This is a genomic window from uncultured Limosilactobacillus sp. (genome assembly GCF_934202235.1).
Lineage (GTDB): Bacteria > Bacillota > Bacilli > Lactobacillales > Lactobacillaceae > Limosilactobacillus.
In genome coordinates, this window is sequence record NZ_CAKPXS010000016.1 from 1 (window position 1) to 22,334 (window position 22,334).

At 49.7% G+C, this 22,334-nt stretch carries 24 protein-coding genes; 6 read left to right on the forward strand and 18 right to left on the reverse strand.

The genetic code is table 11. From position 1 onward, the window contains the following. Positions 1-109: 109 nt before the first annotated feature. From rplA to pdhA, 17 genes are all read right to left on the reverse strand, one after another. Entirely contained in the window at positions 110-802 is a 693-nt protein-coding gene (gene rplA / locus Q0E49_RS03735) for a 50S ribosomal protein L1 (protein ID WP_295746619.1), read from the reverse strand. A gap of 93 nt (positions 803-895) precedes the next feature. Further along, positions 896-1,321, reverse strand: a complete 426-nt coding sequence (rplK, locus tag Q0E49_RS03740) for a 50S ribosomal protein L11 (RefSeq protein ID WP_102280902.1) — start codon at positions 1,319-1,321, stop codon at positions 896-898. 176 nt (positions 1,322-1,497) lie between these two features. Continuing rightward, entirely contained in the window at positions 1,498-2,292 is a 795-nt protein-coding gene (locus Q0E49_RS03745) for a hypothetical protein (RefSeq protein ID WP_295746620.1), read from the reverse strand. Positions 2,293-2,407: 115 nt separating this feature from the next. Then, the gene (nusG, locus tag Q0E49_RS03750; RefSeq protein WP_295746621.1) at positions 2,408-2,956 is read right to left on the reverse strand and encodes a transcription termination/antitermination protein NusG; all 549 of its coding nucleotides are present in this window, start codon (positions 2,954-2,956) and stop codon (positions 2,408-2,410) included. 97 nt (positions 2,957-3,053) lie between these two features. Beyond that, on the reverse strand, positions 3,054-3,224 hold the full coding sequence (gene secE / locus Q0E49_RS03755) for a preprotein translocase subunit SecE (RefSeq protein ID WP_295746622.1): 171 nt from the start codon (positions 3,222-3,224) through the stop codon (positions 3,054-3,056). 5 nt (positions 3,225-3,229) lie between these two features. After that, the gene (gene rpmG, locus Q0E49_RS03760) at positions 3,230-3,379 is read right to left on the reverse strand and encodes a 50S ribosomal protein L33 (RefSeq protein ID WP_102281770.1); all 150 of its coding nucleotides are present in this window, start codon (positions 3,377-3,379) and stop codon (positions 3,230-3,232) included. A 63-nt stretch (positions 3,380-3,442) separates the two neighbouring features. Then, the gene (locus Q0E49_RS03765; RefSeq protein WP_295746623.1) at positions 3,443-4,024 is read right to left on the reverse strand and encodes a sigma-70 family RNA polymerase sigma factor; all 582 of its coding nucleotides are present in this window, start codon (positions 4,022-4,024) and stop codon (positions 3,443-3,445) included. Between the two features lie 280 nt (positions 4,025-4,304). Then, positions 4,305-5,066 (reverse strand): 23S rRNA (guanosine(2251)-2'-O)-methyltransferase RlmB, encoded by a 762-nt coding sequence (rlmB, locus tag Q0E49_RS03770; protein ID WP_295746648.1) that lies wholly within the window; start codon positions 5,064-5,066, stop codon positions 4,305-4,307. Next, positions 5,056-5,472: a Mini-ribonuclease 3 gene (locus Q0E49_RS03775; protein ID WP_295746624.1), complete on the reverse strand. Its 417-nt coding sequence runs from the start codon at positions 5,470-5,472 to the stop codon at positions 5,056-5,058. Before Q0E49_RS03775 ends, rlmB begins: the two co-directional genes overlap by 11 nt. Position 5,473: 1 nt before the next feature. Next, on the reverse strand, positions 5,474-6,889 hold the full coding sequence (cysS, locus tag Q0E49_RS03780; protein ID WP_295746625.1) for a cysteine--tRNA ligase: 1,416 nt from the start codon (positions 6,887-6,889) through the stop codon (positions 5,474-5,476). Between the two features lie 68 nt (positions 6,890-6,957). Then, positions 6,958-8,310 carry a flavocytochrome c gene (locus tag Q0E49_RS03785; RefSeq protein WP_295746626.1) on the reverse strand — a complete coding sequence of 451 codons (1,353 nt, stop codon included), beginning with the start codon at positions 8,308-8,310 and terminating at the stop codon, positions 6,958-6,960. Continuing rightward, positions 8,288-9,460, reverse strand: a complete 1,173-nt coding sequence (locus Q0E49_RS03790; RefSeq protein ID WP_295746627.1) for a hypothetical protein — start codon at positions 9,458-9,460, stop codon at positions 8,288-8,290. The genes Q0E49_RS03785 and Q0E49_RS03790 overlap by 23 nt, the downstream gene beginning before the upstream one ends. A 50-nt stretch (positions 9,461-9,510) precedes the next feature. Beyond that, on the reverse strand, positions 9,511-10,530 hold the full coding sequence (locus tag Q0E49_RS03795; protein ID WP_295746628.1) for a lipoate--protein ligase: 1,020 nt from the start codon (positions 10,528-10,530) through the stop codon (positions 9,511-9,513). A 25-nt stretch (positions 10,531-10,555) separates the two neighbouring features. Continuing rightward, entirely contained in the window at positions 10,556-11,962 is a 1,407-nt protein-coding gene (lpdA, locus tag Q0E49_RS03800) for a dihydrolipoyl dehydrogenase (RefSeq protein WP_295746629.1), read from the reverse strand. Positions 11,963-11,978: 16 nt separating this feature from the next. Next, complete coding sequence (locus Q0E49_RS03805; RefSeq protein WP_295746630.1) at positions 11,979-13,265, reverse strand: dihydrolipoamide acetyltransferase family protein; 1,287 nt, start codon at positions 13,263-13,265, stop codon at positions 11,979-11,981. A gap of 15 nt (positions 13,266-13,280) precedes the next feature. Next, entirely contained in the window at positions 13,281-14,258 is a 978-nt protein-coding gene (locus Q0E49_RS03810) for an alpha-ketoacid dehydrogenase subunit beta (RefSeq protein WP_295746631.1), read from the reverse strand. Between the two features lies 1 nt (position 14,259). Next, positions 14,260-15,351, reverse strand: coding sequence for a pyruvate dehydrogenase (acetyl-transferring) E1 component subunit alpha (pdhA, locus tag Q0E49_RS03815; RefSeq protein WP_295746632.1), 1,092 nt, complete (start codon positions 15,349-15,351; stop codon positions 14,260-14,262). Positions 15,352-15,605: 254 nt separating this feature from the next. Here pdhA and Q0E49_RS03820 point away from each other — a divergent pair, with 254 nt between their 5' ends. The 3 genes from Q0E49_RS03820 (at position 15,606) to Q0E49_RS03830 (ending at position 18,671) form a co-directional block, all read left to right on the forward strand. Further along, complete coding sequence (locus Q0E49_RS03820) at positions 15,606-17,006, forward strand: DUF2252 domain-containing protein (protein ID WP_295746633.1); 1,401 nt, start codon at positions 15,606-15,608, stop codon at positions 17,004-17,006. 146 nt (positions 17,007-17,152) lie between these two features. After that, complete coding sequence (locus Q0E49_RS03825) at positions 17,153-17,854, forward strand: Bax inhibitor-1/YccA family protein (protein WP_295746634.1); 702 nt, start codon at positions 17,153-17,155, stop codon at positions 17,852-17,854. 181 nt (positions 17,855-18,035) lie between these two features. Then, complete coding sequence (locus Q0E49_RS03830; RefSeq protein ID WP_295746635.1) at positions 18,036-18,671, forward strand: pyridoxamine 5'-phosphate oxidase family protein; 636 nt, start codon at positions 18,036-18,038, stop codon at positions 18,669-18,671. A gap of 61 nt (positions 18,672-18,732) precedes the next feature. Here Q0E49_RS03830 and Q0E49_RS03835 read toward each other — a convergent pair whose 3' ends face one another. Then, complete coding sequence (locus Q0E49_RS03835) at positions 18,733-19,743, reverse strand: LacI family DNA-binding transcriptional regulator (protein WP_295746636.1); 1,011 nt, start codon at positions 19,741-19,743, stop codon at positions 18,733-18,735. 242 nt (positions 19,744-19,985) lie between these two features. On the opposite strand from Q0E49_RS03835, the gene Q0E49_RS03840 reads away from it, so the two are divergent. From Q0E49_RS03840 to Q0E49_RS03850, 3 genes are read left to right on the forward strand one after another with little or no spacing between them, the layout of a single operon-like run. Next, complete coding sequence (locus Q0E49_RS03840; RefSeq protein ID WP_295746637.1) at positions 19,986-20,243, forward strand: hypothetical protein; 258 nt, start codon at positions 19,986-19,988, stop codon at positions 20,241-20,243. A 13-nt stretch (positions 20,244-20,256) separates the two neighbouring features. Further along, a complete protein-coding gene (locus Q0E49_RS03845; RefSeq protein ID WP_295746638.1) occupies positions 20,257-21,006 on the forward strand; it encodes a sugar phosphate isomerase/epimerase in 750 nt (249 codons plus the stop codon). Between the two features lie 34 nt (positions 21,007-21,040). Next, positions 21,041-22,330 (forward strand): gluconate:proton symporter, encoded by a 1,290-nt coding sequence (locus tag Q0E49_RS03850; protein ID WP_295746639.1) that lies wholly within the window; start codon positions 21,041-21,043, stop codon positions 22,328-22,330. The last annotated feature ends 4 nt before the right edge of the window (positions 22,331-22,334 follow it).

Consider the following 22,334-nt stretch of genomic DNA (forward strand, 5'->3'; position numbering starts at 1 on the left):
TGCTGAGCTATATTTGGTCATAAAAAATACCCCACAATCATTAGACAATTTTGTCTAACAATTGTAGGGCACTTCAAAAGAAGCGGTCTTTAATGTACTTAGAGCACCATTAGAAAGTGTCCAGGTTAATTTCAACACTTGGGCCGAACGTTGAAGCGATCGAAACGTGTTGAATGTAAGTGCCCTTAACTGATGCTGGACGCGCCTTGATGACGATGTCAGCCAACGTCTTCAGGTTTTCAACCAGTTTATCAGTGTCGAATGAAGCCTTCCCAAACGGAACTGCAACGTTACCATCGCGGTCAGTCCGGTAGGTAACTTGACCAGCCTTGGCGTCAGAAACCGCCTGGGCAACGTCCATCGTTACCGTACCAGTCTTCGGGTTTGGCATCAGACCCTTAGGCCCCAGGATACGGCCAAGACGACCAACAGTTGGCATCATGTCTGGCGTAGCAATTGCCACGTCAAAGTCCAGCCAGCCGTCTTGAATCTTTTCTGCCAAGTCAGCGTCACCGACAAAGTCAGCGCCAGCTTCTTGAGCAGCCTTAGCCTTGTCACCCTTAGCGAACACGATCACAGTCTGGTCCTTACCAGTACCGTTTGGCAGCACAACGGCGCCACGGAGCTGTTGGTCAGCCTGCTTAGTGTCCAGGTTCAGCTTAAATGCTACTTCAACAGTTGAGTCAAAGTTAGCAAAATCAATGTCTTTAACTAATTGCACTGCATCCTTGACAGCGTAAGCCTTGCTGCTGTCAACCTTCTTCAGTGCGTCTTGGTACTTCTTACCACGTTTTTTAGCCATCTGTAGTATTCCTCCTTGCAATTGTGGTCGAACGGAGTTACCTCCCACTTGAGACAGTTGTTCTTTCGGACAACCATCCGGTATCGCTGTCGCTTAGCCTTCGACTTCGAAGCCCATGCTACGAGCAGTACCTTCAATCATGCGCATCGCTGCTTCAACGTCAGCGGCGTTTAGATCTTGCATCTTAGTTTCGGCAATTTCCTTAACTTGATCCTTGGTTACCTTAGCAACCTTCTTCGTGTTAGGTTCACCGGAACCGTGTTGAACACCAGCGGCCTTCTTTAACAGAACTGATGCCGGCGGAGTCTTGGTGATGAAGTCGAATGAACGATCCTCATAAACCGTAATAACAACCGGGATCAGCATCCCCTTTTGATCAGCAGTCCGGGCGTTGAATTCCTTCGTAAAGCCCATGATGTTGATACCAGCTTGCCCTAAAGCAGGACCAACCGGCGGTGCAGGAGTAGCTGCACCAGCAGGGATTTGCAACTTGACAATGTTTGCAACTTTCTTTGCCACGAGACATAACCTCCTTAGTCCGTGATGTGGTCATGATGGGGTCTTGAAATTTACCCCTCCCACAGTATGTCAAACACATACCTTAGTAGATTATCACATTTTCGCCTAAAGAGCAATCATCCACCTTCAAAACGAAAAAGCCGGTGGGGATCCCCACCGGCGGTTGAAAATCATTCCTAGTTATTTGAGAGGTTGTCTAACCAGTCCTTCACCTGGCTTGTTAACCGTCCCCACAAACCATCAAAGCGGGAATCTTGCTTTAGCTGCTGAACATCCTGCTTAGCTTGACTAGGATTTTGGGCAATGTTTCGTGCCGTATCAGTGATCACCTGAACTTTTTCTTGACCAGACTGACTCAACTGGTTCTTCAAGTCGTTGTTTTGCTGTTCCAAGTTACTGAGACGGTCCCGCAAGTCCTGTTGGTTATGGTCCTTTTCATACTGGGCCACTGCACCCGTCAGCGCTGCCAGCTGCTTTGCCAGCTTTGCATTCTCACTGCTTAAGTGCTTGATACTGCTGGAGTTTTGTTTTAATTGGCTCGACTGCGACTCGTTAACCCGCTGTTGAGCAACATTGCGTTGGTGACTGCGAACACCAAAGAAGATCGCCAGCAAAAGGATAATGATGATAACGACCGCAATCAGTCCCTTGTGGCCTTTTTTCTTCTTTTGATTATTGTGCATCGTCTGCTCCTCACTAACCTGATTGCCACTCCTCATCGGTGTAACATCAGCTTCAATACTTTTAGTGGCCGTGTTCCCATGTTGGTCCACGGCCGTGAGGACAACCTGGTAAGTTCCCCTTTGCCGAAAGTTAACCTGGGTCCGGTTAACGGAAAGGCTCTCCGTAATGTCCTTGCCACTTTCGTCAGTAACATATACCCCTAAGCGCTGAATAATTTCAGCGTCCGTCAAGTCGCGGTCGAGCGGCCAGTCGAGAATATTACGCTGAGTACTAATGTTTGGTTTCATAACTGCACCTCCATCAAAGTCACGTTCAGCGTACCCTTTTCGTACTGAAAAAGCAATGACCTTAAAAAAGATTTATTATTCAAGAAAAGCGGGTTGTCAAAACCCGCTTCATTATTTAATCATTAACACTGTCGATCTGGTTAAAGCCCAGTTCGGTAGAGGTTGAACGGCCAAACATATCGATGTCTACCCGCAGCTTCATCTTTTCGTGGTCGACTTCAGTGACCTTCCCCGTCAGGTCAGCGAATGGCCCGGCAATGATCTTCACTTCGTCACCAACATTTACATCGATATCGGTTTGCGGAACGTCTTCACCCATCCGCTTCATAATCCGATCAACTTCTTCTGGCAGCAGTGGCGTTGGCTTCGACCCACCACCGTGCGAGCCCAGAAAGCCAGTTACGCCGGGCGTATTTCTGGCGATGTACCAAGCCTGGTCCGTCATAATCATTTGTACCATCACATAGCCAGGGAACGTCTTTTCAACGGTTTCCTTCGCTTCGCCGTCCTTGACGGAACGAACCGTTTCTTCAGGAACGACAACGTCAAAAATGTAGTCCTGCATATTCATCGACTGAACACGGGACAAGAGGTTGCTTTTAACTCGGTTTTCGTAGCCAGAGTACGTGTGTAAAACGTACCAACGCTTTTCATTTGTTTCCACTGTTTTCTCCTCGTTTATTACCAAAATAAAAAACTTCGCATCACACGAAGTTTCGACCTGCCATGATTATAGCAGATAACGGCGGTTACTGCCACCGCTACTTAACAAAGAGCAACATTCCGCTCTTAATAATCCAGTCAACCAGCGCAAAAAAGAGCACGAAAAAGATCGTTAATGAAATCACGATCGATGTATCTCGCCGGTTTTCCTTGGCTGTTGGCCAAACAACCAGGTGCATTTCATGAAAAACACTCTTGATAAACTTCAAGTTTCCTACCTCGCTTCACGGTGGATTGTATATTCCCCACAATGCTTGCAAAACTTCCGCAACGTCAGCCGCTGCGTCTCGTTCGAACTGGTGGTTGTGACATAGTTATGTGCGCCGCACTTGGTACATTCCAGCGCCACTTTTCTTTTGCTCATCATCCCACCTCCACACGAGAGATAGCTTATCACGTTTGGCCAGTCTTTTTCAACTCCCACCCACTAATCAGCAAGGTCACGGGCCTTTTTACGAGCACGGGCCAGCGCCGAAGTTGCCTGGCTTGGCTGACATTCTACTTTCACCGCGATTTCGTTAATCGTGTAACCATGAATCCATAAAATGAAGACTTCAGCTTCCAGTGGCGAACAACTCGTCAGTAACTGGTGAAACCGTTCGCGGACCATTACCACTTTCCCCGGAGCACCATAAGTGCCCTGTTCATATAAGTATTGCTCCTCAGCTTCGCCGATACTACTGGTGATTTCTGATGGTATCCGTTTACTAGCCGACTGGCTGCGATAAAGGTCCCGCGCCCGGTTAATCAACGCGCGCTTGTAAAACCAGCAGAAGCGAACCATTGTGTCAGCATGGTACTGACTAACCACCCGCATCATGGTAATCCACGCTTCCTGACGCCAGTCGTCGTAGTCGTACGTACAGATTTTATTGTTGTGCCACTGTTTTTTCACCAGTGGTTCGTAACGTGCAAACAACTCCTTAATGCACTGCCGGTCGCCAAACTTAGCACCGCTGATCAACGTCAACTCATCCTGATTTTCTTCGATGAAAGATCTCAAATTCATAATAAAAGACCAATCCTCTCCAGTAAAAATTATTCATGGCTTGACTGGTCATCCAAAGAAATCCGTGAAAGGGTTTCATCACAACATCTCTTCATCAAAGACACTATTAAAGGTTCTCCGCATTGTAATTAAAACAATGTGACCGCCTTCATGACATTAATTAAAATAACAGATCATTGGTCTAGTTACAAGCTAAAATTTAAGCTGATGTGGAGTTTGGTTAGTTAAAGCACACCAAAAACACGGCCCTGCTGAAACAAGGCCGTGTTAAAAATTTTTCTTAATTCAACGGGTGACGACTACTGAACCCTTGATAAATTAACAGGCTGGCAGCCACACTGGCATTCAAACTCTGGACGTGGCCAACCATCGGGATTGTTAACATCTCATCGCAGGTCTTCTTCATTAATGGGGAGATGCCCTTGCCTTCATTACCAATGACGACTGCCGAGGCGCCCTTAGCATCCCACCGCCGGTAATCCGTCCCCTTCATATCAGTACCGAACAGCCAAACGCCCCGTTCTTTGAGCTCTTCTGCAGCCTGCACTAAGTTATTGACCCGGGCCACCGGGACATGTTCAAGCGCACCAGCCGCAGTTTTGGCAACAACCGAAGTTAACCCGACTGACCGCCGTTTCGGGATAATCACCCCGTGCACCCCAGCCGCATCCGCCGTCCGTAAGATTGACCCCAGGTTATGAGGATCGGCTAATTGGTCCAAAATAACGAAAAATGGGGTTTCATCACGCTGCGCTGCCTGCTCAAACAAGTCGTCAATAGTGGCGTACTGGTAAGCGGCCACTGCAAGCACCACTCCCTGGTGATTTTCGTGGTTCACCAACCGATCGAGTTTAGCTTTGGGCACGTTGGTAACTACCAAGTGGCGCTTCTTGGCCAGCTTGATGATTTCGCCAATCGCGCCAGCCCGCAAGCCAGATTGCAAAAAGACCTTATTGATAGCCTGGTCAGCCGACTTTAATGCAGCGATCGCTGGGTGGCGGCCAATGATGAAGTCGTCAGTCCTTTCCTGCTTATTCTTCATGTTCAGTCCGCCCCGCTTCCACTTGGTCAATACACCACTGTGCTAACTCATCAATTCGCGCCGTCTCCCCTGCCAATTTAAGGTAGCCAAACAGGGCTTCAAAGCCTGTCGAAATCCGGTACGTTAACACGGAAGTATGTTTGGCGTGAGTGTGACTATTGGCGTTGCGGCCACGCTTAAAGTAGCGCCATTCCTCAGCTGACAAAAGTTCATCTTGTTCCATCAGTTCGACAAGCGCTGCCTGGGCCTTTGCTGAGACGAAGTGAGTCGCCCGCCGCTGGAGCCTGGTTGGCTTAGTCATCCCCGCGTGTAAGAGGTGCTGACGAATATAAACTTCATAAACTGCGTCGCCGAGGTAGGCAAGCGCAATTCCGTTAACTTGTTGGTAATCCTTTGCTTCTGGCATCTTATTCCTTCCTAAACCGCGTTCCTTGCGGTGTATCTTCCAGGATGATTCCCTTCGCCTTCAGCTCATCCCGAATTTCATCACTTCGCTGAAAGTCCTTGGCTGCTCGCGCGTTGTTCCGCTCTTCAATCAGTGCCTTGATTTGGTCATCGTCGATGGTCTCTTCTGCAGCTGAGGATAATTCAATCCCGAACACCGTCATTAGTCGCTGAATTTCCGTCGTCAGCTCAACCAGCGCCGCCCCTTTAACGGTATTACGCTCAGCATAGACGTTGGCATACTTAACAAGCTCGTAAACCACCGCAATCCCGTTTTGGACGTTAAAATCATCGTCCATTGCCGCAATGAACTGCTTATCAAAGGATTTGATCTGCTGGTTTACCTGGGAATCAGCACCATCCACCGCATCCTTTTGTCGGTACGCCAAGTTGCGGATGGCAGTCTTAATATGGCTGAGGTTATTAGCGGCATCCTGTAGGGCCGTCTTTGAGAACTGGATTGGCCGCCGATACTGAGTAGTAGACATGCTAAAACGCAGCACTTGCGGATCAATCTTTTGAACCATGTCGTGGACGGTAACAAAATTATGCAACGACTTGCTCATCTTTTCGTTATCTTCGCCAATCGTCACAAAACCATTATGCATCCAGTAGCGTACAAATTGCTGCCCCGTTGCGGCTTCACTCTGGGCAATTTCGTTTTCGTGGTGCGGGAATTCAAGATCCTGTCCCCCACCATGGATGTCAATTGTCTTTCCCAGATACTTAGTGCTCATAACGGAACACTCAATATGCCATCCCGGTCGGCCCTGGCCCCATGGTGAAGCCCAACTAATTTCACCCGGTTTAGCCGCCTTCCATAAGGCAAAGTCCAGTGGATCTTCCTTTTTCGCCATTTCATCGGCCGTCACGTGGTCGCTTGCTCCCGCTTCCAAGTCATCCAACGACTGGCCTGACAGCTCACCATAATGGGCAAAACGCCGCGCACGGTAGTAAACATCCCCGTCGGCCTCGTAGGCATATCCTTTTGCTACCAGCGTCTTCACGAAGGCAATGATCTCGGTGATGTTATCTGTTGCCCGCGGGTGCATGGTAGCGGGTTCGATATTAAGGGCCTTCGTATCTTCCATAAAGGCCGCGATAAACCGCTTAGCCAGTTCCGGGACGGTAATCCCTTCAGCATTAGCTTCCCGGATCATCTTATCGTCCACGTCAGTGAAGTTGGACACGTATTTGACCCGGTAACCCTTAAATTCCAGGTAGCGGCGAACCGTGTCAAAAGCAACTGCACTGCGGCCGTTGCCAATGTGAATGTAGTTGTAGACCGTCGGACCACAAACGTACATGCTGACCTGACCAGGCACTAAGGGTTTGAACTCTTCTTTTTGACGGGTCAGCGTGTTATAAATCTTCAGCATTTGCGGTACTCCTTTTCTTTGCTAATAAGCTCATTTTAACACAACCAGTTCTTCAAATAGGTAACGGGTTAGTGACGCTGGTCAGCCACCGCTTGAATTCCTGCTTGCCGGCCAAATACCACCGTTTCGGCTATGGAATTGCCACCCAGGCGGTTATTGCCATGAAGGCCGCCAACGACCTCACCAGCAGCGTACAGGCCACCAATCGCCTGACCATTAGCATCCAGCACCCGCGTTTGCGGGTCGGTATGCAAACCACCCATGGTGTAGTGAATTGCAGGAGCCACATGGATCGCATAAAATGGTGCCTTTACCATTTGGTGACGGCCCGTGGCCCGCTGCCACTCATCAGGCCGTTGTTCACCGACCATTTTATTCCAGTCCTGGACCGTCTTGGTTAACTGCTTTGCATCGCTACCAATTTGTTGTCCTAACTGTTGAAGATTATCCGCCTGTTTGACCAGGCCAACTGAACAATAAAAGTCAACCGCCTTGACCCGTTGACGGACGGCTTGGTCAAAGATTAACCAGGCACTCTTGGCTGACAAAGCAAAGATGGCTTCACTCACGACGCGTCTCGTCGCCAGTTCGTTAACAAACCGCCGTCCCTGTCGGTTGACCAAGATGGCCCCCTCGCCACGGACGGCCTCACCAATCAGGTAAGTATGGGCCTGGTCCTGCTGGACAGTCGGGTGAACCTGGATAAAGGACAAATCCCGCACTGCTGCGCCAACCCGTTCTGCTAGCCGCAAACCATCACCAGTTGCTCCCGCTTGGTTGGTAGTTTTCAAACCGCTTAAGTCAGGTCGTAACCGGCTAATTAATTGGGGGTTAGCGCCAAACCCGCCAGTCGCGAGGATGACTGCCTTGGCCTTAATCAATTGCTCTTGTCCATCCCGTTTGACCTGCACACCAACCACCTGCCCATTGGCGGTGAGGAGGTTGGTGACGCGGGTTGCTGTGAGCAACGGCACTTTCCGCTTTTTTAACTGACTTGCTAACCCGCGGACAAGGTAGTTGCCAATCGGCGCTGTTGACTGGGGACGGTGAGTTCGTGGGCGACTCATTCCCCCGGTAATGGTCAAATCTGTCAGTGGTAGTTGGCGTTTAGCTAGCCAGTCAACCGCCAATGGCGCATGTTCAACGAAGAAGCGCAGCATTGCCGGGTCGTTTAAGCGACCACCACCCTGAAAAGTTTCCTGATAAAAGGAGGTCATAGTGTCCACGATCCCGTGCTGCAACTGAACATCCGACTCCGCGGCATTCATGCCCGATGAAGCACGGTTAGTGTTGCCGCCGACCTTGGGTTCTTTTTCGATCACCAGGACACCGGCCCCCAGTTCACTGGCCTGCAGAGCCGCTGTCATCCCTGCACCACCAGCGCCAATTACCAGTACATCATAATGTTCTTCCTTCTTCATTGTCCGCTCCTTTTAACGTTCCACGGTTATGTGATATCGACATTTTATCATCAATCCAGTGGAAAAGTGCGGTTGCGACCAAATTTGCCCCTGCTGGTGAATAATGAAGTTGGTCACCAAAATCAGCTTGCGGCGTCAACCGACCACCGGTAGCCACTAGCGGTTCAACATTAACCACAAAGGGCCGCTTAACCAGCTGCTGGTTAATACAAAAGCGCACCTCAGCGAGGTGCTGGCTAACAGCAGCTTGTTTGGCCGGCAAGTGGAGGTCAAAGGGCGGGATAGTAGTCATCAGCAAGTGACTACCATGTTGGTCAGCCAGCTTGGTTAACCGATCAACACCGTTCACCAGCTGCTGAACCGTTGGCAAGAACGCCGCTTGACTCCACAAGGGGAGCACCAAATCATTGCTACCAACTAGGGCCACGGTGATTTCTGCCGTCCACCGTGGCCGGGCCAACCGGTGCAAGAGGCTCTGCCCAAAAGTGGCAAAGAGGGGTTCGTCATCCGGTGCATCATTTAGTAGGCGGCTGCCCGAGATCGCCGTATTAATTAGCACCACGGGGCGGTCGCTCGCTGCTCGCAGCTGCTTGACCAGTGAATTCGCTACCAAGCCCATTTCCGCAAGTGAATCGCCCGTCACATTCACCGTCAGTGGCTGGTCGCTACTGAAAACCTGCACTCCTTCCAGACAAAACCACCCCTTCCGAGCACCACAGCCTGTTGGTAGTGGCGGGAGGAGCCGGGCCATGCGGCTATAAGTCCCGTTGACCATTCGGGGGTCGTAAGTGCTGGCAAAGTCTGCGTACTTTTGCGGTCGGCTAGCCACCATCCTCACGTATAGCGGCTGACCAGCAGTCACCTTAAATGCGATCGGGTCAGTTATTAAAACTTCCCCCGCCGGGACCACAATGGCAGAACGCTGCGCAGCAGTCACCACCTGGCCATTGCTCATCTGCGGGTTATCAGCGACCACTACCTGCTCAAATACTAGGTTGTGGTCGCCATAGCGATTAGTTAAGCTCAAGCGAATTAAGGAGCCACTAATGCCTACCGTCAGTTTAACAAGTTGGCTTAACTGGGGTAGTTTGAATGGCAAGGACGCAAAGTTATCACAAGTCGAGACGACTGCCCACTGCCAGTTTGGCATCTTGATTACCTCCAAAAAGGGCCGCGTTTGCACGCGACCCATCTTTATTCTTATTGTTGCTGAGAGAGTAAGCTAATAACCTGCTCGTCGGGGATTCCTAAAAAGTACCGTTGTAAGTCGAACTGCTGGAGCGCTTTTTTAATAGTAGCTGGTTCATAATCAAGCCCCACCAGTGCCTGGGCCACTTCATTAACGTCACCAGTACCGAAAAAGTCGCCATACAGGTGGGCAGCGGCAATTTGACCATCTTCCACCTGGTAACGGGCATCAATTGTTCCGGCATCAAAGTGCTTTCGCTTTTTTACCGAAAATTCCGGTGACTTGCCGTAGACCCAGTCCCAGTTAGCATAACGCTGGTCGACTAACTGCTGGATTGCCGCTTGGTCCTTACTCGTCAGCGAGTACTCATTAACCTGCGCCGCCGTCAACGTGGGTACCTGCCAAATACGCTTAATTAATTCGTCACGAAACTGCGCAGTCGTCAGGTGCTGAAACGCTGGAGCAAGGTACTGACGGATATTCGTGACCCGGGAGCGTACCGACTTGATCCCCTTAGACGAAATCTTGTCCTTCGCCACGTGAAGGGCGCCAGCAACCGCGTCAGTGTTCACGTCGTACATTAAAGTACCATGGGAAAAGGTCTTTCCTTGCCGTGAATACATCGCATTGCCAGAAAACTTTCGCCCATCGATGACAATGTCGTTCCGGCCGGTGACCGTCGCGCCAGTTGCTCCCATTTGGTGGAGTGCCGTTACTACTGGCTGAACAAGTTTTTTAAAGTCACCAAAGCGTTGGTCCCTGGCTGGCACCACAAAACTGAAACAGAGGTTGCCAAGATCCTGGTACATTGCGCCGCCACCGGATAACCGCCTCGTCACCGTAATGTGGTGGTCTTGACAGTACTGCTGGTTAATTTCTTCCAGCGTGTTCTGGTTACGCCCAACAATAATGCAGGGCTTTTCAATGTAAAACAGCATAAACGGCACTGGCATTTCATTACTGTTCATCAGGTATTCTTCAGTTGCCAGGTTAACCCGAATATCGTTCGACTTCATTGCAAGGTATTTCATCTTTTCTCCCCTTAATCCTCAACAACTAAATGTTGGTTGGCATTCCTAAGCCGACGTCAGCACAGTCCATCAGGGTCTCTGATAAGCTGGGGTGCGGGTGGATGGTCAGTGCCACGTCTTCCACCGTGCAACCGCACTCAATGGCTAACGTCAGCTCACTAATCAGGTCAGCGGCATCGGGACCTACGATTTGTGCACCAACTAACTGCTTGTTGTCGTCATCTTGGTAAACCATCCGCACAAAGCCGGTGGCTTGATCCATTGAAACCGCTCGTCCGTTGGCCATAAATGGGAACTGGGCCGTTTTAACCGCCATTCCCTGGTCAGACGCTTGTTTAGCAGTTAAGCCGGTCGTCGCGATGGGGGTATTCACATAGCAAACTGCCGGCATGGCGTGATAATCCACAACCGATTTCAACCCGGCAATCGCTTCAGCAGCAACTTTTCCTTCATAAGAAGCTTTGTGGGCCAGTGCCGCTCCCGGGACGATATCACCAATTGCAAAGATGTTCGCCTGGTTGGTCCGCCCTTGCGCATCAACCTTAATCAAGCCGTGGTCATCCACGTCGATCCCTGCCTGTTCTAGTCCCATCTCCTGCGTGTTAGGCTTCCGCCCCACGGCAACGACGACGTAATCGGCATTAATCCTGTGTTCCTGGTCATCCTTCGTGTAAACAACTTCGACATGATCACCAGCATCAGTGGAGTTCTTGGCCATTGCACCAGTAACGATGTCAACGTTGTGGTCAGCGAAGTCTTTCTTCACCACCTTAACCAAGTCGGCCTCGTAGTTCGACATGATTTCTGGCATCCCTTCCAGGATGGTAACGTGGGCACCATAATTGGCGTAAGCCCCGGCCAGTTCGCAACCAATGTAGCCACCACCGATAATCACTAGTTCATTTGGCACAGTCGTCAAGTCCAGCGCCCCAGTGGAGTCGAGGACTCGTCCGCCAAACTGAAAGTGTGGTATTTCAACCGGGTGACTGCCAGTCGCAATGATCAGGTGCTTAAAGGTATAAGTTTGGGCCTTCTCATCTTTAATCACCCGCAGGCTATGGGCATCCTTTAAAAAGGCGTTGCCCCAGATGACATCAATGTGGTGTTTCTTGAACAGGTATCCCACCCCACTGGTCATCTGGTGAACCACTTTGTTTTTAAACTCGTGGGCTTTTCCCATGTCAAAGCGAACGTCTTTACCTTCAATCCCCATCGAAGCAGAATTAAGTGCTGTCTGGTAGTTATGGCCGACCTGAATCAGGGCCTTCGACGGGATACAGCCAACGTTCAAACACACTCCGCCGAGAAATTCTCGTTCAATCACGGTCACTTTCTGCCCGAGTTCAGCAGCGTGAATGGCGGCGACGTAACCACCAGGTCCCGCCCCAATCACGACGGTGTCTAAGTCAATTGCAAAATCGCCAACAACCATCAACCATCACTCCTCACTAAGCTTCCATTAACAACAATTCGGGATCAGCCAGCAATTCCTTGAGGCGGTTCATCGCCCGTTGGGCAGTCCCACCATCAATAATGCGGTGATCAACCGTCAATGATAACTTGAGCACCTTGGCAACCGTGACGCGCCCATCCTTTGCAACTGGTTCGTCGGCAATCCGGCCCATCCCCAGAATAGCAACTTCCGGCCAGTTAATCAGCGGCGTAAAGAAGCCCCCGCCAATTGAACCAATGTTGCTAATGGTCATCCCCGTATGAGCCATTTGGTCATGACTCAGCTTGCCATCCTTTGCTACCTGGGTGTTGTCCATAATTTCACCGGCAATTTCAAAGAGGCTCTTCGTATCAGCATGCTTGATATTCGGGACGTAAAGCCCGTGGTCGGTGTCAGTCGCAATGCCGACATTGATGTAGTCGCGGTAGTGAATCTCGTGATTTGCCATGTCAACTTTGGCATTGAAGACCGGGTACTCCTTCATAATGGCCGCTAATGCCTTTACCAGGTAAGCCATAAAGGTCAAGTGAACACCGTGCTTCTTTGCCAATTCCTTATACTTCTTGCGGTGATCCCACAGTTGGTCAACGTCAACTTGGTCAAAAATATTGATCATTGGGATCTCTGCCACAGACTTAATCATGGCCTTGGCCGTCGCCTTGCGAACCGGCGACATCTTTTCGTCATGTTCTGGCCAGCCATCGCTAGCGGCCGGTGTTGGCGTCGTCGTTGCTGGCGACTTTGCAGGTGCAGTATCAACAACCACGTCCTTGGCGAGGAACTTGTCAATGTCGGCCTTCAACACCTGTCCATGGTTCCCGCTGCCAGTAATTTGCGATAAGTCAACGCTGTGGTCACGGGCGTACTTACGGACTGCTGGCATCGCCAATACTGGCAACTGATGATCTTGCTTAGCCGGTGCCGGGGCAGCCGTGGCTTGTGTTGGCTGGTTGCTTGTCGCCTGCGGAGCTGATGGTGCCGTTTCTTGTTTTGGTTGAGGGGTAGGAGCAGCGCCTGCCTCAACGTTGCCCTGCCCATCAGCGACGGCTAGTTCAACCAGTACTTGACCAACCTCAGCCGTTTCACCTTCTTGAACCAGGATCTTGGTGACCTGGCCGTCAACCGGCGACGGAATTTCTTCAACTGACTTGTCGTTTTCAATCTGAACCAGGTCACCGTCCTTTTTGACCTGGTCGCCAACCTTGACGTGCCATTCACCAATGGTTCCTTCGGCAATTCCTTCACCAATATCCGGTAATTTAAACTGATATGTTTCGCTCATAAGTCCACCCCGTTTTTAAAACTGTACAGTTGCTTTAACCTGGTTGATAATATCCTGCTTATTTGGGAGCCAGGCTTTTTCTGCCTGGGCAAACGGGTACGGCGTATCAGGTGCCGCCACCCGCGCAACTGGCGCATCCAGCGACAAGATTCCTTTTTCGGCAATCAGCGCGGCAACGCTAGCTGACACTCCGGCCTGTTTCTGTGCTTCCTGCACCAGGACCACCCGCCCTGTCTTGCGGACTGATTCCAGGATGGTATCCTCATCGAGCGGCGCCAGTGTCCGCAGGTCAAGAACTTCCGCATCAATCCCTTCCTGAGCTAATTGTTCGGCTGCTTGGAGTGATTCGCGAACCATGTAGCCATAGGTAATGATTGTCACGTCCTTGCCTTCCCGTTTAATTGCCGCCTTATCTAGCGGAACGGTATAGGCGTCAGCCGGTACTTCTTCCTTAAAGGACCGGTAAGCCTTCATGTGTTCTAAGAAGACAACCGGGTCATCCGAACGAATGGATGAAATCAGCAGTCCCTTGGCATCATACGGCCCACTCGGACAAACCACCCGTAATCCGGGCACCTGGGCAACTAAGCCTTCAAAACTGTCGGAGTGTAATTCCGGCGTATTGACACCGCCACCGAAGGCCGAACGAATCGTGACCGGCATCTTCCGGCTACCACCCATCCGGAAGCGTTCGCGGGCGAGTTGACCAGCAATTTCGTCAAAGGCCTCGAAAACGAAGCCAAAGAACTGCAATTCCGGAACCGGCCGGTAACCTTGCAGCGCCAACCCGTTGGCCAGCCCAATAATCCCGGACTCGGCTAGCGGGGTGTCAAAGACCTGGTCTTGCCCGTGTTTTTCTTGCAGCTTATCGGTTGCCCTGAAGACCCCGCCGTTTTTACCGACGTCTTCACCGAAAACCAGCACCTTCGGATCACGACTGAGTTCTTCATCTAAGGCGGCAGTAATCGCCTTTACCATTGTCATTTTGGCCATTTTACTTTGCCTCCTTCTGCTGATAGTCGTCAATCTGCTTTTGAATTGCCGGTGGCGTCTCCACGTATTCATTCTTCAGGAATTCGGATACTTTTTGTTCCGGCTGACTCTCAACCTGTTTCATTGCCGCATCAACTTCTGCGGAGACCTCAGCGATGTAGTCTTTTTCCTGCTGGTCATCCCAGAGGCCCTTGTCCTCCAGGAACTTCCGCATTCTGACCAGGGGGTCCTTAGCGTGCCATTGTTGTTCTTCTTCCGCTGTCCGGTAACGGTGAGGATCATCCCCGGAGAGGGTGTGCGGCCCATAACGGTAGGTCAGTGTTTCAATCATGATTGGACCATTCCCCGCCACAATCCATTCACGGGCCTGACGCGCCGCTTCATAAACGGCCAGCGCATCCATCCCGTCAACCTGGAGACTAGGAATCCCAGCCGCCATTGCCTTTTGCGAGAGGGTCTTAGCAGCTGTCTGTTTGCTCCGGGGAACCGAAATTGCGTAGAGGTTGTTTTGAACCATGAAGAGTGCTGGTGCCTGGTAAGCTCCGGCAAAGTTCATCCCCTCATAAAAGTCACCCTGCGAGGTCCCACCATCACCAGTATAGGTGTATGCCAGATTGGCTTTCCCATTTTTCTTAATCCCTAGGGCAACCCCGGCTGTTTGCACGTACTGGGCACCAATAATGATTTGTGGTGGTACTGCCTGAAAATCGTCAGGGTAGATATTACCAGCAACATGGCCCTTGGACCAAAGGAAGGCTTTCCAGAGAGGCAGACCATGCTTGACTAGTTCGGGAACGTCCCGGTAACCAGCTAACAGGAAGTCACCTGGTTTCATCGCGTAGTTAGATCCCATCTGACTAGCTTCTTCCCCACTAGTTGGTGCGAAAAAGCCGAGCCGGCCCTGACGGTTCAGCTTAGTTGTCCGGTCGTTAATTACTCGTGACCAAACCATCTGCTTGAACAAGTCCACCAGTTGATCATCACTCAAATCGGGCATCAGCTCACGATCCACTACCTGACCCTTTTCATCCAGCACTTGGAGTGGCTGGTCAGTGGGCGTTCGCTTCAACTTTTCAAAATCTATTTGTTTCATCCAAAAACATCCCCCTTTGGCAGAGACGGTCAAAAACATTTAGTGTAGCGCTTACAACTTTCATTGTAATGTTTTTTTGTAGTGGTTCAACCATTGTGGTGATCTGCACGAAGTTAAAAGCACTAACGGCGGTAATTATCACCCGACAAAGAGGCAAAATTATTTTTTCATGTGAACAAACGATCAACGATGGTGATAGTTGACAACCGCGCTAAAATACAAGTAATTATTTCTTGCAGAAAGGAACAGCATTCATGAATCGTCATCTCGATATTTTTAAGCTCAGCCAGGTCACTATTCGCCGGTCAAAAAAGGAATTGAAACAGCAGGGTGAACACCAGCGTCACCTCATCAGCCCACTTCTGCTCGGCGACTATGTGCCAGTTGACCGTGATCCGGTCGAACTGATTAAAATGACGGAAGCCAACATGATTCCCGAACTGTTACCACTGCGTCACCAGCGAATGTCCGCCAGTCCCTTTGCCTTTTATCGCGGTACCGCTGACCTGATGGAAGACGACCTAAAGGCGCAAAACCAAAGTATGATTCCGACCATTATTTGTGGTGATGCGCACCTGAATAACTACGGTTTTTACGCCTCACCGGAGCGGCAATTATTGTTCGACCTCAATGACTTTGACGAAGCACGCATCGGCAACTGGGAATCAGACCTCAAGCGTCTCTTAGTGAGCATCCTGCTCGCGGGGAGTCAAAATGGTTATCCGGATGATGATTTGCACGACCTCTGCCGACGGGTGGTGAAAGTTTACCGCAAAGCCATCAAGTACTCCTACCACCAGTCGTTAACCAGTCGGTTTTATTCCAGTTATGAAATCAACGATATGATGGTCCAACTCCACGAAGCAGATAGCCTCACCGAATCTTCACACCTCGCCCGCATTCTCCAAAAAATTAGGGTCAAGAGTTCCAAGTCGAATTCGCAAACCATTGTCGAGAAGAAAACCATTAAGGGCGCTGATGGCCGACGCCATTTTATTGAGAATGCCCCCCGCGCCAAACACGTGGACGAAAAAACTTACACTGAAATTGTCAATGGCTTTTACGAGTACCGCAACCACTTGTCAGCCGATGTCAAGGTCCTGCTGGCCAATTACACGATTATCGATATTATCCGCTATAGCGTGGGCGTCGGCAGTTTTGGTACCCGCTGCTACCTCGTCCTGCTTTGTGGCAACGACGGCACCCACCTTGTCTTGCAGATGAAAGAATCGCTACCACTGCGTTATAACCTCCTGCAGCTAACCGTCGATGATGTCATCCGCCGCTCCATCAATGCCGGCAACCGGATTGTCACCGCCCAGAAAGTGTTGCAATCATCGTCTGATCCTTTTCTGGGAAGCACTAGCTTTGGTCACCGTTCCTACTACGTTCGCCAGTTCCGGGATATGAAAGAATCGATTGACGTCGGTAAGCTGGACTGGGAAGGCTTTGTCCTCTACTCTGAGATCTGTAGTTTTCTGCTTGCCAAAGCGCATTTTCAAAGCCCCACTGCCCCGATGATCCGCGGTTACTTAAAGGGGCAAAAGAAGGTTGACGTCGCCCTGGCTGATTGGGCCACCCACTATGCTCAGCAAGTTAACAAGGACTATGCCGCATTCTTAGCCGCGCTCGACAACCATCACCACTTACACTAATTATTAAGTTCATTTTCAACACCATTTCCTCGCGAAGTGGTGTTTTTAAGTCGATAACTTTTTTCTCGTAAAAGCGGTTTTACTTTTCTTAGTTATCAAGCTATCATAAGGGTGTAACCTAAACTTACAGAAGGGAGCGACTGAAAATGGACGACTTTTCATCAGATAATTATACTCGTGGTAATGGCCTCAACCGTTTTCTAGCGAAGACCTATGGGTTAATGTGCTTAGCGGTCTTCATCTCAGCGGTCACGGCTTCACTGGTCATGAACGTTTACGCTGATCAGTTCACTGCATTTATTTCGAATAGTCGGTGGGGCATCTGGCTCATCATTTTATTGCCAGTTGCCCTCACCTTTATTATCAGCTTTGATGCGACCCGCAACCCCTTTTTAAGTCTGGTCCTCTTAGCCATCACTGCCATTGTTTACGGAATCACCTTCTCGTTCATTGCTGAGGCCTATACTGACGCTAATATTGCCACCGCTTTTGTTTCGGCTGCTGGTGTTTTTTTCACAATGGCGTTAATTGGTACTTTCTCCAACCATAATTTCACGCGGTTGGGCGCCTATGCCAGTGCAGCCCTTATTGGGTTAATTATTGCAATGATCATCAACTGGTTTTTCCGCAACCCGACCATTGATTACCTGCTGTCTTTTATCGCCGTCGGGATCTTCACCGCTTTAACCGCCTGGGATGCTCGTCAGATGAAAAACATTTTCTTTCGTTATGGTAGTAGCCAGCAAACACCCGGTCTGGCCATCGTCGGCGCCCTGCAGCTCTACTTGGACTTTGTTAACCTCTTCGCTAACTTTTTAACCATCTTTAGCTTCGGCGATAGTCGCTAATCATTCTCCCCATAACTAACCAGCCCCCGGTAATGGCTTGATGCTATTGCCAGGAGCTATTTTCAGCTAGACGATTATGAACAACTATCCACATCGCCAACTGAGCAAATTTAAGAAATCGTTTTCAATCAATGCTTTTACCGCGTTATACTAGCTGTAATTAACTAAGGAGGAAAACCACATGCGTCAAGATATTATTCATGATCCGGCCAAAATCAGCTGGATCCTCAACCAATGTAACATTTTGCACCTTGGTTTAACCAACAATCATGGAGCCTACGTTGTCCCTGTCCACTACGGTTTTATCCAGCAAAATGATGGTAATTTCATCATCTATGTTCACGGCACTGGTGATGGTGAAAAGGCCGCCGCTCTCGATGCTGGTCAACCCATTGGCTTTGAAGTCGACCACGGCCACGAAAATCTGGTCTATACTCCACCGTCACCAGAAGAGTTCGACCCTTCTTTCATGAGTGTTATTGGTAACGGTCTTCCCGAACGAATCAATAATCCCCAAGCAAAGGCCAATGCCCTCAAAGCCATCATCCACCATTACATGGCCAAGAGCCCGGTCGCAATTCTTCCGGAAGAAATCAAGGAGATCCACGTTTGGCAGATCAAGGTCAGCAACATTACCGGACGCGTTGGGAATCCCACGAAGTCACAGCAACAGGCACTCCACCTCGATCAACCGCTTCATCGTGGTAAACACTACGATGAAAATGGCGGTCTGCTTTATGACGACTTCACTGACCAGCCAGAAAATAATGACGAGCAAAGTGACGCTTCGACCGGCGCATCCTCAACTGACAATTAATCAAACTAGTCAAAACCACCAGCAACTGTCTGAAAAGGCAGCTACTGGTGGTTTTCTGTCTTTAATTCTCTGCCGACTCATCGCCAGCAAACCTAGCCTTAATCACAATGTCATCAATTTCCTGACTATCACCCTTCAGCATCTTCAGGAGCACCGCTGCTGCCCGCTCCCCCATATAAGCAGGATTTTGCGAAATCACCTGGGCGTAGGGGCAAATGGACTTGATTAAACTGGTATCAGCAAAACCCGTCACCCGGGTGTTTGACTGGCTAATCAAGCCGTCTTGCATTAGTCGTGGCAAAAATTCCAGCAACCAGCGTTCCTTCAGACTAAAAAGCATGGTCTTCTGCTGCTGGTCCAACAAGCTGGCCAACTGCTGGTAAACCTGATCACGGTCAAAATGATTCTCGTCAATTTCGATCACACTGACGTCGTCGGCACTATCAGCAATCCCCTGGTAACGTTCCTGACGGGTTGATGCCTGCTTAATCGTCGATGACAGGACCACCACGTGCTGAAATCCTTCCTTAATAAAATGCCGGGTGGCATTGCGAGCGGCTTGGTAATTATCAGTCACCACTTGGGGCCACGGTGATCGTTTCAGTTCCCGGTCCAGGATGACCACCGGAAAGTGGCGGGTTAATTCGCTTTGAATCAGGGCAGTGTCACTGGTCAACGGCTGGAAAAGGAGCCCATCGAAGCCATGGATATTAACAGAGTTTAAAATCCGCTTTTCATGGGACTGGTCCGCCCCCGAATCAAGTAACACCGGCACATATCCCGCGGCTTCTAGCTTGCGAGAAGCGCCTTTAAAGATTTCCGTGGAGAAGTAGTCGGCCACGTTAGCCACCACAATCACCACAATCATACTCTTGTTATGCGACATTTCACGGGCCGCCGGGTTAGGAATATATTGTAATTTAGCAATCGCCTCTTTGATTTTCGCAGCGGTCGCATTCGTCATTTTATTAGTTTTACCGTTAAGGTAGCGGGAAACCGTGGCCACCGAAACCCCGGCTAATGCGGCCACATCCCGAATGGTCGGCCGTTTTTTCTTCTTCGTCGTTTGCACGTTAACACACTCCAGTTTGCTTGACAATTTTACCTAACTTTTCGGGTTGGCGCACGAAAAATCACCATTTTCTCTCAGCTAGTTAGGTAACAGGTTAACCAGTATAATTTCGTAGTTTAACGGTTAACTTGCCGTTATTGTTGTAATTATCACCATTATACTACTTTTTAACCGCTTGCATTATTTTGGTTAACGGGTTACACTTGCTCCTGTAAGCGATAACAAACATTGGAGGGGATTTAATGAATGATCGGACATTGATCGACCCGCAGAAGTTCGCCCTGCGCTTTGCCCAAACGGCAGTGGCAAAGGGAACCGAGAACGATCAGCTGGTCCACGAAGCAAAGAAGTTCTTAACAGGCTACCTAACAGCGTACTACCTCGTTGAGGACTTCAATTCGATTGAGCGGAAGAACTTTGGTAATGACAAGGCCAAGAAGTTTGAAGACATGACCTTCGAAGAATTATTAGAACGCGTCAAGGAACTTAACAAGTATTAAGGGGAGATAAATTATGACTTTAATTCTAAATACCTGGATTTTTGAAAAAGACGTTCAAAACGGCACGAGCCAAGTTGACCTGGTTGACCGGGTAAAGAAACTCGGTGCTGACGGGATCGAAGTTCGTCGGGAATACTTCAAGGACTTTGATACTGAACTGGATGGCGTGGCTCAAGCTGCTACCGCTGACCACCTAATCGTCAACTACAGTGTTCCTGACGTCGTCTTTGAAGATGACGGCTCAATTAACCCGAAGCTGGGCCAGTACTTCGCAGAAGGTAAGCGGATGGGAATTAGCAAGATCAAGTTCAATACCGGTCACTTTGATAATTACCGTGGCAACCTGGCATCTGACTTTGCCAAGTTCCCGTTAGCAGAAATCAAGATGAACGTTGAAAACGACCAAACGCCAGTTTCCGGTACGCCTGATGCTATCTGCACCTTCCTGGAAGCTGCCCGCAAGGCTGGCTTGAACAGCATCGGTTACGTCTACGACCTTGGTAACTGGGCATTCACTGGTTTTGACGCCGTTGAAGCAGCCAAGAAGCTGGCACCGTTCTGTGATTACATTCACCTAAAGAACTCCATGCTGGATGCTGAAGGCAACATGACCACTACCGCTGATTTGAGCAAAGGAATGTTTAACTGGCAAATCATTGTTAGCTACCTGCCAAAGGATGTTCAATTTGCCCTTGAATTTCCAATGGATAATGACAACTTAATTGCTTCACAAATTAAGCTGTTCAATGACGCACAGAATTAAACCATTTTAATTAGTCAAAGTAAGGTGAGTTAAATTGTCGTCAACAATTATTGCAATACTTCTATTAATTACTTTCATTGCCTTTATTTTCTACATCATTAAGGGCGGTAACCTGATGATCGGTTTCTTCATCATGGCGATTCTCTGGTCAGTAATCGGCCTAGTACCTTTCAACGTCGCCATTCAAAAGGTTTTCGCTGAACCAGCGCTGAAGTACGGGCCGACGATTATCTATATCGCTTTCGGTTCCTGGTTTGGCCGGGTGCTGGTTGACAGTGGGATCGCACCAGGTATTTCTGCCGCTACTAACAAGGTCGGTAAGAAAAAGCCGCTACTGGCCGCTGTGCTGGTTGCTCTTGTTACCTGCCTGATCTTCGTTAGTGCCTATGGTGTCGGTTCAGTGATTGCCATCGGTGTTATCCTGTTGCCAATCCTGCTTTCCATCGGGATGCCGCGGGACCTCGCCCTGTCATTGTTTGCCCTCTCCATTGGTGCACCAATGTACATCAACGTGGTCTTGTACAACCAGATGAAGGCCTTCTTCCCCAAGTCAATTTACGGTGGGAAGTACCTGCAGTTTGGTGTCTGCGCCATGGTTGTTCAAATGGTCATCGTTTTAATTTTCCTCTTCTTCCACCGCAAGAAGATCAACCCGGCAAATGCCGAGAAGAACCTGGCCATTATTGGTGCTAACGATAATGCCGATGACATCAAGAAGGTGTCACCAATTACCTACATTGTCCCGGTTATTCCGGTTGCAATGAACATGCTCTTCAAGTGGGATGCCGTTCCAGCATTGGTCTTCGGTGTCATCGTCGCAATGCTGCTGACTGGTCAGTTTAAGAACTACAAGCACATGGTTAAGTTCATGAACGATACCATTTCCCAGGCGATTAGTGATATTGCCGGTTTGGTAATGTTCTTGATGGCCTTGACCTTCTTCAGCGGTGCCGCTTCAATTGACGCTGCCAAGTTCCGGCCAATCATTTCCGCGATCCTGCCTCACAGCACCCTGGTACTGTGCCTGGCATTCGGGATCCTCTCACCGCTAGCCCTCTTCCGTGGACCACTGCAGGTTTGGGGTGCTGGTGCCGCTACTGCCGCCGTGCTGGCAGGGACTGGTCTCTTCAGTGACGTCTTCATGCTGCCACTGATGTACACCGCCACGCTGTTCGCTATTTCCACTGACATTACCCAATCATGGAACGTCTGGGGACTGGACTACATGAAGGTTGAATCCAAGGACTTCTTAAAACTTGGTGTTCCGGTAATGTGGATCGTATGTATTATCAACGAATTGCTTGTTTACCACTTCTTTGGTTAGAAAG